This window comes from Exiguobacterium sp. HSB13, from assembly GCF_056764755.1.
In genome coordinates, this window is record NZ_JBUZOM010000001.1 from 1,582,632 (window position 1) to 1,595,423 (window position 12,792).

Consider the following 12,792-nt stretch of genomic DNA (forward strand, 5'->3'; position numbering starts at 1 on the left):
CTTCATCACACTCCTAAGAAAGTAGTTAAGTCCTGTTCGAGCTTACGCAATGCATTGCCACGATGACTAACCATCGCTTTTTCTTCTTTCGTCAACTCAGCAGCCGTTTGTCCACTTGCCGTGACGAACAATGGATCATAACCGAAACCGTTCGACCCCGCCGCTTCAAAACCGATTCGCCCTTCCATCGTTCCACGAACCGTCAATGTCTCACCAGTTGGCTTCGCTAGCGCGAGTACACAAACGAAGCGCGCCGTCCGCTTCTCTTCCGGAATACCTTCTAACTTTTCAAGTAGTAGAGCATTGTTCGCCGCATCCGACTTTTCAAGACCCGCGAAGCGTGCTGAGTAGACGCCTGGAGCGCCATCTAAAGCGTCAACTTCAAGTCCTGAATCATCAGCAAGTACCGCGTGACCAAAGTAGGCTGCTGCCTCTGTTGCTTTCAAGAGTGCATTTTCCTCGAATGTTTCACCTGTTTCATCCGTTTCCGGAGCATCGGCGTGATCGAGTAACGATTCGACCGTATAACCGAGACGACCCAGCATGCTTTCAAGTTCCTTCACTTTACCTGCATTGTGTGTTGCGACGATGACCTTCATCTATGTTCCCCCACTTCTTCTCCTACATACCACCAAGAGACACCGAGTGCCTCACGCCCAGCATTAATCAGTTCCTTAATTCCTTTTTCCCCAAGTTCGAGCATTTCGAGCATCTCTTGACGGGAAAATGTCGACTCTTCTCCTGTTGCTTGCATCTCGACGATTTTACCCGATGAGGTCATGACGAGATTGAAGTCGACTTCCGCCGCAGCATCCTCTTCGTAGCATAAATCGAGCAAGACATTCGACTCGACGATTCCAACCGAAATGGCTGCGATACCCTCTTTGATCGGTGTATCCGTCAGTTTTCCTGCTTGAATCAATTGATCGATTGCACGCACGAGAGCTAGAAATCCACCGGTGATTGATGCTGTTCGTGTACCACCATCTGCCTGAATGACGTCACAGTCGATCCAGATTGTCCGTTCTCCGAGCTTTTCTAAATCGACGACTGCCCGAAGCGAGCGGCTGATGAGACGTTGGATTTCCATCGTCCGTCCCGTCTGCTTGCCGCGGACGGCTTCTCGTGCCGTCCGCTGAGCCGTCGCTCGTGGTAACATCGAATATTCAGCATTGATCCAGCCCTGGCGTTTACCACGAAGGAATGGTGGTACTTTCTCCTCGACGGTCGCCGTACAGAGGACTTTCGTATCGCCCAGTTCAATTAAAACCGAACCTTCTGCATGTTTATTGATATCAACCGATAAGTGAATGGGACGGAGCTTCTCCGCTGTTCGTTGGTCTATTCGCATTTAGTCTTCCTCCGTTCCAAGCACGATGCGTTCTGCGTGGATTGGCTGATCGAGCCAATCCGTTGCAATCTGATCAAATGAGCGAATATCGCCTGTCGCATAATAACGATGCTCCGGTATTTGTGTCACATCTGCTGAAATCGTATTGTAGTCAAGTAGTGCTGCTACCTCAAGTGCTGTCTCGTCCCCTGAAGAGATGAGTTGGACGCCTGGTCCGATGACCCGTCCAATGACATCTGCTAAAAGTGGATAATGTGTGCACCCAAGGATCAATGTGTCCATATCATAATTCATTAAAGGTCGTAATGTATTCGCAACGACACGTTCGACATAAGTACCGTCCGTCTGCATCGACTCGACGAGCGGAACGAACGGTGGGCAGGCTAACGATTCGACGACGACTTGTCCTTCGACATGTCGTAACGCCTTCTCGTAGGAATTACTTGTAATCGTCATCTTCGTTCCGATGACACCGATTCGTTTCGTCCGCGTCACTTTGACTGCCGCACGGGCTCCAGGATCAATGACACCAATGACAGGTATATTTAAACGTTCTCGCGCTTCTTTTAAAACAACAGCCGTTGCTGTGTTACAGGCGATTACGATCAATTTCACATCTTGTTGTACGAGATAATCAATCATCTCCCACGTAAACTCACGAATCTCCTCTTCTGGACGAGGACCGTACGGACACCGCAATGTATCCCCGACATAAATGATTCGCTCATGGGGCAACTGTCGCATCAATTCACGTGCGACCGTCAACCCACCGACTCCGGAATCTAGTACTCCAATCGCTCGATTCACTCTTCTCCACCTCTTTCTCTCTTTCCTATGGTAACAAAAAAGGACGACGGTGCAAGACCGGCGTCCGAGAATGTACGATTACAGGATTACTGAGCAAGACCTTCGCTAGTCAGCATATCTGAAAGAGTCGTGATTGCTTCAGAAGCATCGTCACCGTTTGCAACGATTTTGATATCTGAATCTTTCGCGATTCCGAGTGAAAGAACACCCATGATTGACTTCAAGTTGACAGTCTTCCCGTTGTATTCCAAGTTGATGTCTGATTGGAATTTAGAAGCTGTGTTGACGAGCTGAGTAGCCGGACGAGCGTGAATGCCTGAATCCGCGATGACTTTGAATGTTTTTTCCATGATTAAGAAATCTCCCTTCACTAATAACGTACTAGTGAGTCGTTTTCGAATATGTGAACTCATTATCAAATGATAACGGATTCGAATCGATTCTGCAAGGAATTTTTATACGCTTCACTCCACGGGAATGCTTTCCCGGCACGATCAATTTGTACCATCGATGTCCGTCCTGTGAACATCAGTTCACCCTGCTCATCAAATGCCGCATAATGGACGTCACACGACGCACTTCCGACATGTACGGGATAGGCATAGACGGCAAGACGCGTACGTGGATAAACTTGGCGAATGTAATTACACTGGGCATCCGCAACGACGATAATGCCGTCTTCTGCAAGCGAATATCCTGTTTCCTCTAACATCAATGTCCGAACGTCCTCAAAATAGACGAAAGGTACCCGGTTATTCATATGACCATAGGCATCCGTCTCCGCAAAACGAACCGCGACGTCGAGTCGTGTGCCATGTTTCATCTGTTCAAGCCATGTTTCAAGTTCTGGAATATAAGCTGGTACGCGCACAATGAGTTCCTCCTGTCTGAATGAAAAAAGAAGGAGCAAGCTCCTTCTTTGATAAATCATGAACTAACTGCTTCACCTGTCCGTCCTTCGTCACTACCAAAGAACTTCTTGAATGAATGAAGTGTCGTCTGACGGTTCATCGCTGCGATCGAAGTCGTCAGCGGAATCCCTTTCGGACAAACCTCGACACAGTTTTGAGCGTTACCGCACTGCATGATCCCGCCATCTTCCATCAACGCTTCAAGGCGTTCTTCCTTGTGGAAAGCACCTGTCGGATGCGAGTTGAATAGACGAACTTGTGAAATCGATGCTGGTCCGATGAATGTCGAACGATCGTTGACGTTCGGACATGCCTCGAGACACACGCCACACGTCATACATTTCGATAACTCATATGCCCATTGACGTTTGTTCTCTGGCATCCGTGGTCCTGGACCTAAGTCGTACGTTCCATCGATTGGAACCCATGCTTTGACTTTTTTCAACGCATCGAACATGCGTTGACGGTCAACTTGAAGGTCACGAACGATCGGGAACGTCTGCATTGGTTGCAGGCGGATTGGCTGCTCGAGTTTATCGACGAGTGCCGTACACGACTGACGTGGTGTACCGTTGATGACCATCGAACAAGCGCCACATACTTCTTCTAAGCAACCCATGTCCCAGTTGATTGGTGTCGTTTTTTCACCGGCTGCATTCACAGGGTTTCGGCGAATCTCCATTAAAGCAGAGATGACGTTCATGTTCGGACGGTACGGAATTTCAAACGCTTCATCATACGGTTTACCATCTGGTCCATCTTGACGTTGAACGATGAATTGAACCGATTTTTGCGTAGTAGATGATTCGAGTGGTGTCGCCATTATGCTTTCACCTCTTTCTTCGACTTCTTGCTGTAGTCGCGTTTCCGTGGTGGAATCAACGACGTGTCGACGTCTTCATAGAAGATTTCCGGATGACCATTCGTATAACGTGCCATCGTCGTCTTCAAGAACTGTTCATCATTACGTTCCGGGAAGTCCGGTTTGTAGTGCGCCCCGCGACTCTCGTCACGTTTTAAGGCACCGAGCGTGATTGCTTCGGCTAGATCGAGCATGTGATCGAGCTGACGGATGAACGATGCCCCTTGGTTACTCCAACGTGCTGTATCCGTTGCCGAGATGCGCGTGAACCGATCGCGAAGTTCCTTGATTTTCGTCAGTGTCTCTTCGAGCTTATCGTTATAACGGACGACCGTGACGTTGTCCGTCATGACTTCTCCAAGCTCACGGTGGATTTGATACGCGTTTTCCGTACCTTCCATCGATAGGATATCGTTGAAGCGGTTGATCTCTTCGATTTTATGCGCTTCGACGACGTCTTCATTCATCTCATGAACTGATGTCTCGAGTTCGTTCATATACGCGATTGCTGATGGTCCAGCGACCATTCCGCCGTATACCGCAGAGAGAAGTGAGTTCGCTCCGAGACGGTTACCACCGTGCATCGAATAATCACATTCACCAGCTGCGAACAATCCAGGGATGTTCGTCATCTGATCATAGTCGACCCATAGTCCACCCATTGAATAGTGAACGGCCGGGAAGATCTTCATCGGTACTTTTCGTGGATCATCACCGACGAACTTCTCGTAGATTTCAAGGATCCCACCGAGTTTGACGTCGAGTTCTTTTGCGTCTTTATGCGATAGATCCAGATAGACCATGTTCTCCCCGTTGACGCCGAGTTTTTGATTGACACAGACGTCGAAGATCTCACGTGTCGCGATATCTCGCGGAACAAGGTTTCCGTATGCCGGATACTTCTCTTCGAGGAAGTACCAAGGCTTACCGTCTTTATACGTCCAGACGCGACCACCTTCACCTCGTGCTGATTCACTCATAAGACGTAACTTATCGTCTCCAGGAATCGCTGTCGGGTGAATCTGGATGAACTCACCGTTCGCATAAATCGCACCTTGACGATAGACAGCTGCTGCTGCTTGTCCTGTGTTGATGACCGAGTTCGTCGATTTTCCAAAGATGACGCCAGGACCACCTGTCGCGAGGATGACAGAATCCGCGGCAAATGCCTCGATTTCCATCGTCCGGAGGTTTTGACAAACCGCTCCACGACAGATGCCATTGTCATCGATGATGGCACGAAGGAATTCCCATCCTTCGTATTTTTCTACCAAACCTTGCGCTTCGAACTTACGAACCTGTTCATCTAATGCGTACAACAGTTGTTGCCCTGTCGTCGCTCCAGCATATGCCGTCCGGTGATGCAACGTTCCTCCGAAACGTCGGAAGTCGAGTAAGCCTTCCGGTGTCCGGTTGAACATAACACCCATCCGGTCGAACATATGAATGATCTTCGGCGCTGCTTCCGCCATTTTTTGAACAGGTGGTTGATTTGCGAGGAAGTCCCCACCGTATACCGTGTCGTCGAAATGCTGGTATGGTGAATCCCCTTCCCCTTTTGTATTGACCGCTCCGTTGATGCCACCTTGTGCACAAACAGAGTGTGAGCGTTTGACGGGTACGAGTGAGAATAACTTAACTGGTACGCCTTGCTCCGCTGCTTTTATCGTAGCCATCAGACCGGCAAGCCCTCCGCCGATGATGACAAGATTCTTGTTCGCCATGTTGTCAGTTCCCCTTTCCTTACAACACGCCTGCAAACGTTAAGATCGAGCGTACGCCTACAAACGATAAACCGATGAATACGAGTGCTGCCACGTAAGACATCGCCCGTTGAGATGCTGGTGACTGTGTGATTCCCCATGTGATGCAGAACGTCCAAAGTCCGTTCGCAAGGTGGAATGTCGTCGCCAAGATCCCGACGATATAGAACGCGAGCATGAATCCGTTATCGACGATGTTCTGCATCATGCTTGCATCGACTGCTGTTCCCATCGCAGCGGCAATTCGTGTTTCCCAAACGTGCCACGTGATGAACACGACAAGGAATACACCGCTAAACCGTTGCAGTACATACATCCAGTTCCGGAAGTATGTATAACGTCCTGTGTTCGCAGAACCGGTGAATGCGATGTACACACCGTAGACGCCATGCAAGATGATCGGAATGAAGATGACAAAGATCTCTAAGAACAATCGATACGGAACGTTCCCCACGAATTCCGCGGCCTTATTGAAGTCTTCCTCACCACGTACGATGAAGTAGTTCGTCGTTAAGTGCGAAAGTAAAAATAACCCGATTGGAATGACGCCGAGCAGTGAGTGTATTTTACGACTCACGAAATCACGATGATTCGCCATCCAAATCCCCCCTTTTGTTTGCCAATCAACCGTTGGCGCATTTTGGTAGAAAAGCGCTTTCATAAGGAAATTCGTCTTTTCATCACTTATTCTACTCCTGTCCTTTTTAGAAGACAACCCGAGCCGTTGCATTTAACTGCAAATTTTTTTAGGAAAACAATGACCGACAAGAATCATCTCGGTATAATGGTTCACAGATAGGAGTGAATCATGATGGATGCTACACCAAATCAAACACCACTTTTCGGTATCGAATTGATCCGAGATTATGTGCTGACCGATCTTCTTGGATCGGATTATCGGCAAGTCATCTATTGGGCAGGTAAACGTTTAGCGCGTCAATTCCCTGTCGTAGATGAATCTGAATTAGCCTCATTTTTTGAACAAGCAGGTTGGGGAACGCTCGAAATCAAGAAACGCAAAGGAACTGCTATCTCATTCGTGCTGTCTCCTCCTGATACAACGAGAGATGAACGACCACAAGGCTACTTCCAACTCGAAGCCGGTTTCCTCGCTGAACAGTTCTCCCGTTTTAACGGGTGTGTCGCGGAAGGATATGCTGAGACAAGTAAAGAACTTGTTCAAATCACGGTCCAAATCGATCCTAAAGATCCACTTGAACCGCTCAAGTAAAATTTACATAGAACGTGACAGGAATCTTAATTTTCAACATCGAAATAGATTCATGAAACCTTTTGCAGTAAGTGCTCGTAAAATCATTCGTACACAAATCGCGAGGAGGAACTTCACATGTTCAAAAAACTAGCAGCAGATTTAACGGGATTTAGTGATATCGGACAAGTCATTCATCCTGATGATTTCGACAAGGCAGCCGCTGACGATTATGTCTTGCATGAAGACGGCGAGAAAATCTATTTCTTGATCAAATCCAAATCTGATGAGTATTGCTTTACGAATCTGGCTTTGATTCACCTCGATGGTGAGAGTGCCGTCAGTTCAAAACGCGTCTTGTATCGCTATCCGTATGCACACTATCCGATTCGCCACGTCATGTTCGAAACGGCGGGAACAGTCGATCTTGATGTCGAGATCAAATTCGAAATCGGTGGTAAACATTATTCGATCGACGTCGATAAAAAACAACTTGAACATGTGAAAGATCTTTATAAAACACTTCTTGCTATCGCTGAAAAACAGTATGAAGGACAAAAGATGCTCGAGTTCGCAAACAGCTCATTGAATCATTCGGTCACGATTCTCGGCGGACTTCGTCAAGGTGACATGAACGTGCCGCAAACATTCAAAGAGTTGTCTGAACAATCCTTCGAGTGGCTACAAGGTCACTACTATCAGTGGAACCAGCGTGACTTCGGTTCATACTACGAGAAGTACATCAACAACTAATCACTTTAAAATGCCGCCCTCTTCAAGAGGACGGCATTTTTTCATTCTTCATTCGCTTGACTTAAATATTCAGCGACGGTTTCCGCTAACTTCACAGGTAATCCTGCTTCCGCCAACTGTTCGATCGTTGCGCGTCGCAAGCTACGCATCGATCCGAAATGACGAATCAACTGCTGACGTCTTTTCGGTCCGACTCCTGGAATCTCGTCGAGCAAGGAACGGGTCATCCCTTTCGAGCGGAGCGAGCGGTGGAACGTGATCGCGAACCGGTGCACTTCATCTTGCATCCGTTGAAGTAAATAAAATGCACTTGAACGAGGACTTAGTTCGACGAGGCGGGCATCTTCTCCAAACAACAACTGACTCGTCCGGTGTTTGTCATCTTTTTTTAATGAGCCGACCGGCAGGGATAAGCCGAGTTCATCTTGAATGACTTCTAAAGCAGCATTCAACTGTCCGACTCCTCCGTCAATCAAAACAAGGTCCGGAAGGCGCGCTCCTTCGAGTAACAACCGTCGATAACGCCGACGCACGATTTCCCGCATCGATTCATAGTCGTCCGGTCCTTGAACCGTCCGAATCTTAAACTTCCGGTATTCTTTTTTCAGTGGTTTACCGTCTTCAAAGACGACGAGCGCCGAAACGGCGTCTGCTCCTTGAATGTTCGCATTATCGATGATCTCGATCCGTGATAATGGATGAACATCGATCGCATCGGCGAGTTCTTCGACTGCTTGAACGGTCCGTTTCTCATCTTTCGCTAACAACTCGAAGCGTTCCGAGATCGCATTTTCAGCATTCTTTGTCGCTAGATCAAGTAATTTCCGTTTTGATCCTCGAACCGGAACGTGAATTTTAATCGATAGCGCTTCTTTGAGCAGAAGCTGATTGACGAGAGGCGGTACATAGACTTCACTCGGTTTGATGTTCTTTTCGTAGAACTGGACGATGAAACTCTCGAGTTCTTCTGCCGGCGTACCATAGATCGGGAAAAGCGAGACATCACGTTCGATCATCTTTCCGCCGCGAAGGAAGAAGACTTGGACACACATCCAACCTTTATCGACATGGATTCCGAATACGTCTCGTGACGTCAAATCCGCTGTGATCATGTTTTGTTTGTTCATGATCGACTCGATCGCCCTTACTTGATCGCGCAATTCTCCGGCACGTTCGAATTCCATCGTTTCGGCCGCGTCCGCCATCTTCTGTTTCAAGTCTTCGACAAGCTCTTTCGTGTCGCCCGACAAGAAACGTCGGATTTCTGAAACGAGCGCTTTTTGTTCCGGCTCGAGATTCGGGATTTCGCATGGACCGAGACACTGACCGATATGGTAGTACAGACAAAGTTTTTTCGGCATCGGCTGGCATTTACGCAGCGGATATAAACGATCTAACAGACGTTTCGTCTCGTTCGCCGCATAGGCATTCGGATAAGGACCAAAATAATGACCACCATCCTTTTTTAACTTACGCGTCGTGATCAGGCGAGGATAGGTCTCATTCGTAATTTTCAAGTACGGATACGACTTGTCGTCCTTCAACATGATATTGTACTTCGGATCATGTTTCTTAATTAGCGTCATCTCAAGCAGCAACGCTTCTAGTTCACTGGCTGTGATGATGTATTCGAAGTCACGGACTTCCGCGACGAGGCGTTCCGTCTTGATATCATGTGCTCCCGTGAAATAGGAGCGGACTCGGTTCTTGAGATTTTTTGCTTTTCCGACATAGATGATTTCGCCGAATTCATTTTTGTGCAGATAACATCCTGGCTCATCAGGCAAAAGGGATAGTTTCGCTTTGATATGTTCTTGATGTCCCAAATAAATGTCTCCTTTCACCGTTTCTAGTTTTATTCGTTCGGGTAAATACCATACATTGATTATGACATATGGAGGATGAAAAATGCGTACATATGATTGCATTGTGATTGGAACAGGTTCCGCTGGAAATCAAGCGGCTTATAAATTCGCTGAAAAAGGGCTACGTGTTGCCATCGTGGAGAACTTCACTCCAGGCGGCACATGCGCCCAACGTGGGTGTGACGCAAAAAAAATCTTACTGACGGGTAGTGAGACGAAAGACGCTGTCGAGCGATTGCTCGGATACGGTGTAAAGGGTCTGATTTCGATTGATTGGCGCCAATTGATGGAGCGAAAAAATGAATACACACGTGCCATCCCGGAGCAAACTCGAAAGCGGTACGCGGAAACGGACATCGACTATTTCCATGGAGAACCGCATTTCGTGTCTTCACATCGCCTTCGAATTGGTGAAGAAGAAATCGAAGGGAAACAGTTTTTAATCGCAACCGGTCTAAGACCTCGCGAATTATCTGTACCCGGTAGTGAGCGTTTCGTAACAAGTAATGAGTTTCTTGAACTGAAAGAACTTCCACGACGACTCGTCTGCATCGGCGGCGGTTATATCTCGTTCGAGTTCGCTCATCTCGCTCGTATTGCTGGGGCAGACGTCACAATCGTTTTACGTTCTAGTCCTTTAAAACAATTCGAGAGTGAACTGGTCGATGTGTTGTTGGAAGCCACACGGGCACTTGGTATCTCAATCATCAAAGAAGCAGAGGTCGTCGCTTACGAAGAAGACTCTCTGCATTTATCGAACGGCGATGTATTAAAGACGGATGTCGTATTGAATGCGACTGGACGTGTCGCGAGTATCAACAAACTCGGACTCGAAGAAATCGGTGTTGCGCATAATGAAAAAGGAATTCATGTCAATGCGTACCTTCAGTCTTCCGTCGAACATATCTATGCCGCAGGAGATGTTGCTGTCAGTGGGAATCCAGCGTTGACGCCGTTTGCTGGAACCGAAGGACGACTTGCTGCCGATAACATGCTCGAAGGAAACAATCGAAAACTCGAGCTTCTCCCTGTCCCAAGCGTCGTATTCACTGCCCCGAACCTTGCCCTCGTCGGCGAGACGGAAGCCGCTTTGAAAAAAGCAGGTATCTCATACCGTGGTCGCTTGATTGATACGTCTTCTTGGCAAACGAACGCACGAATCAAAGATAGTTTCGCTCGAGCGAAAGTTCTTGTTGGGGAAGATGATCAAGTCCTTGGCGCACACTTCATCGGTGTCAATGCAGCGGAACTAGCAAACTATTTCTCGTTTGCGATGCAACACCGGATTCCAAGTACTTCGATGCAACAAACTGGATTCGCTTATCCGACACCTGCTTCAGACATCGCTTCGTTATTCGAGGATTGACAGGAGGCTTTTTGATGATTCAATACGGTTATACGATTTTATACGTTGAAGACACTGCACGGACGCTGACATTCTATCGAGATGTTCTTGGACTATCCGTCAAGGCGGAGCACGGGAGCTACATCGAGTTCGAGACCGGTCAGACGACACTTGCCTTCAATACGCGTGAAGACGTGCAACAGTTGATTCCGGATTACACGATACCAAGCGGAAAAACACAACAGACGTTAGAGATTGGTTTCATCACGGATGACGTCCCGACTCTATTTCAGAAGGTGGTAGAGGCAGGATATGAGACCGTCCTCGCTCCTACTCAAAAACCATGGGGGCAAGTCATCGCCTATGTCCTCGACCCCGATGGTCACCTGATTGAACTTTGCACGCCAATGTAATTAAAAAAACAGACCGTTCTGCCTGTGCAGAACGGTCTGTTTTGATATGCAGGAAAGAATTAGTTAGATGTTTCAACGAATTCTTTAAGTGCGTCTTTTGGCATGAAGCCCATTGTTTTGTTGACAGGTTGTCCATCTTTGAAGAGAACGAGTGTCGGGATACTTTGAACTTGGAATGCTCCAGCTACTTCTGGGTTTGCATCTACGTCAACTTTGACGATTTTTACATCTTGCATGTCAGCATCAAGTTCTTCAAGAACTGGTGCGAGCATACGACATGGTCCGCACCATGTTGCCCAAAAATCAACAAGGACGAGTCCTTCTTGTGTTTCTTCTTTAAATGATTGGCTAGTTGCGTGTACGATTGCCATTGATCATAACCTCCTAATGAGTAGATCGACCCGGTAAAAAAAATAGGTGATCTCTTTATTGATTCGAGTATATCATAGCAGTCTCTTCCAACAAACGAAACTGCTCACGCGAAAAATCCGCAAAAATAACCGGCACCATGATAATGGCACCGGTCTTCAAACTTATCCGTGAACGAGCATTTTTTTGAATTCAGCTGTCAATAGTGGCACGACGTCAAACAAATCACCGACAATCCCGTAGTCCGCAACAGAGAAGATGTTCGCTTCCGGGTCCTTGTTGATTGCAACGATCACTTTGGCATTCGACATCCCTGCTAAGTGTTGGATCGCACCTGAGATCCCGCATGCAATATAAAGGTCCGGTGTAACGACTTTCCCCGTCTGACCGATTTGAAGTGCATAGTCGCAGTAGTCCGCATCACAAGCACCACGCGAAGCACCCACTGCTCCTCCGAGGACATCTGCTAGTTCTTGTAACGGTGCGAAGCCGTCCGAGCTCTTGACACCGCGTCCACCTGCGACGATGACTTTTGCCTCTGATAAATCAACACCGCCAGTTGCTTTGCGTACGATGTCTGCGACGATCGTTCGTAAATCCTTCAGTTCGACCGTGACCGACTCGACAGTTCCTTGTGAACTACCTGCTTCAAGCGGATCGATGTTGTTCGGACGGACCGTAAAGAGCGTCTTGCCCTCTGAGACTTTGACTTTTTCAAATGCTTTCCCCGAGTAGATCGGGCGAATGAATGACGCATCCGCGCCTTCCCCTTCAATCGCCGTCACATCACTGATCAAACCAGCTTGTAGTTTTGCCGCGATCTTCGGTGATAAATCTTTACCGAGCGACGTATGTCCGAAGACGAGCACGTCGGGTGACGTCCGGTTCATCAACTCGAGGAAGACTTGTCCGTAACCATCTGGCGTGTAGTGTAGAAGACGCTCATCCTCGACGACGAGCACCTGGTCCGCTCCGCGCGATGCTAAAGCATCAGCATCCTTTGCGACATCGTGCCCAATCAGGACTGCGATAACTTCGTCAGCGACACGTCGTGCTGCTGCGATTGCCTCAAACGACACATTCCGTAAACTGCCATCTCGTGATTCTGCGAGTACTAATGCTTTTGTCATTCGTTTCTCCCCC

General features: G+C 47.9%; 15 protein-coding genes. 4 read left to right on the forward strand and 11 right to left on the reverse strand.

Annotation, left to right across the window (positions count from 1 at the left end):
• Positions 1-5: 5 nt before the first annotated feature.
• The 8 genes from ACZGCQ_RS08475 to ACZGCQ_RS08510 all read right to left on the reverse strand — a co-directional run bounded on the left by ACZGCQ_RS08475 (position 6) and on the right by ACZGCQ_RS08510 (position 6,292).
• Positions 6-599 carry an XTP/dITP diphosphatase gene (locus tag ACZGCQ_RS08475; RefSeq protein WP_481266018.1) on the reverse strand — a complete coding sequence of 198 codons (594 nt, stop codon included), beginning with the start codon at positions 597-599 and terminating at the stop codon, positions 6-8.
• On the reverse strand, positions 596-1,351 hold the full coding sequence (gene rph / locus ACZGCQ_RS08480; protein WP_481266019.1) for a ribonuclease PH: 756 nt from the start codon (positions 1,349-1,351) through the stop codon (positions 596-598). Before rph ends, ACZGCQ_RS08475 begins: the two co-directional genes overlap by 4 nt.
• Entirely contained in the window at positions 1,352-2,158 is an 807-nt protein-coding gene (racE, locus tag ACZGCQ_RS08485) for a glutamate racemase (protein ID WP_029342292.1), read from the reverse strand.
• Between the two features lie 86 nt (positions 2,159-2,244).
• Positions 2,245-2,508: a phosphocarrier protein HPr gene (locus tag ACZGCQ_RS08490; protein WP_012371023.1), complete on the reverse strand. Its 264-nt coding sequence runs from the start codon at positions 2,506-2,508 to the stop codon at positions 2,245-2,247.
• A 65-nt stretch (positions 2,509-2,573) separates the two neighbouring features.
• Positions 2,574-3,029, reverse strand: coding sequence for an acyl-CoA thioesterase (locus tag ACZGCQ_RS08495; protein WP_029342293.1), 456 nt, complete (start codon positions 3,027-3,029; stop codon positions 2,574-2,576).
• Positions 3,030-3,085: 56 nt separating this feature from the next.
• A complete protein-coding gene (gene sdhB / locus ACZGCQ_RS08500) occupies positions 3,086-3,892 on the reverse strand; it encodes a succinate dehydrogenase iron-sulfur subunit (RefSeq protein WP_023468986.1) in 807 nt (268 codons plus the stop codon).
• Positions 3,892-5,655, reverse strand: coding sequence for a succinate dehydrogenase flavoprotein subunit (gene sdhA / locus ACZGCQ_RS08505; protein WP_481266020.1), 1,764 nt, complete (start codon positions 5,653-5,655; stop codon positions 3,892-3,894). Before sdhA ends, sdhB begins: the two co-directional genes overlap by 1 nt.
• A 19-nt stretch (positions 5,656-5,674) precedes the next feature.
• Positions 5,675-6,292 (reverse strand): succinate dehydrogenase cytochrome b558 subunit, encoded by a 618-nt coding sequence (locus tag ACZGCQ_RS08510; protein ID WP_214727497.1) that lies wholly within the window; start codon positions 6,290-6,292, stop codon positions 5,675-5,677.
• A 213-nt stretch (positions 6,293-6,505) separates the two neighbouring features.
• Between ACZGCQ_RS08510 and ACZGCQ_RS08515 the strand changes: the two genes are divergently transcribed.
• Positions 6,506-6,925, forward strand: a complete 420-nt coding sequence (locus ACZGCQ_RS08515) for a YslB family protein (protein WP_047393602.1) — start codon at positions 6,506-6,508, stop codon at positions 6,923-6,925.
• A gap of 117 nt (positions 6,926-7,042) precedes the next feature.
• Entirely contained in the window at positions 7,043-7,657 is a 615-nt protein-coding gene (locus tag ACZGCQ_RS08520; protein ID WP_411211117.1) for a PH domain-containing protein, read from the forward strand.
• Between the two features lie 41 nt (positions 7,658-7,698).
• Here ACZGCQ_RS08520 and uvrC read toward each other — a convergent pair whose 3' ends face one another.
• Complete coding sequence (gene uvrC / locus ACZGCQ_RS08525) at positions 7,699-9,483, reverse strand: excinuclease ABC subunit UvrC (RefSeq protein WP_481266021.1); 1,785 nt, start codon at positions 9,481-9,483, stop codon at positions 7,699-7,701.
• 82 nt (positions 9,484-9,565) lie between these two features.
• Between uvrC and ACZGCQ_RS08530 the strand changes: the two genes are divergently transcribed.
• A complete protein-coding gene (locus ACZGCQ_RS08530) occupies positions 9,566-10,888 on the forward strand; it encodes a dihydrolipoyl dehydrogenase family protein (protein ID WP_481266022.1) in 1,323 nt (440 codons plus the stop codon).
• An 11-nt stretch (positions 10,889-10,899) separates the two neighbouring features.
• Positions 10,900-11,280 carry a VOC family protein gene (locus ACZGCQ_RS08535; RefSeq protein ID WP_481266023.1) on the forward strand — a complete coding sequence of 127 codons (381 nt, stop codon included), beginning with the start codon at positions 10,900-10,902 and terminating at the stop codon, positions 11,278-11,280.
• Positions 11,281-11,339: 59 nt separating this feature from the next.
• On the opposite strand, the gene trxA is transcribed toward ACZGCQ_RS08535, so the two are convergent.
• On the reverse strand, positions 11,340-11,651 hold the full coding sequence (trxA, locus tag ACZGCQ_RS08540) for a thioredoxin (RefSeq protein WP_023468994.1): 312 nt from the start codon (positions 11,649-11,651) through the stop codon (positions 11,340-11,342).
• Positions 11,652-11,813: 162 nt separating this feature from the next.
• Entirely contained in the window at positions 11,814-12,779 is a 966-nt protein-coding gene (locus ACZGCQ_RS08545) for an electron transfer flavoprotein subunit alpha/FixB family protein (protein ID WP_047393592.1), read from the reverse strand.
• Between the last annotated feature and the right edge of the window lie 13 nt (positions 12,780-12,792).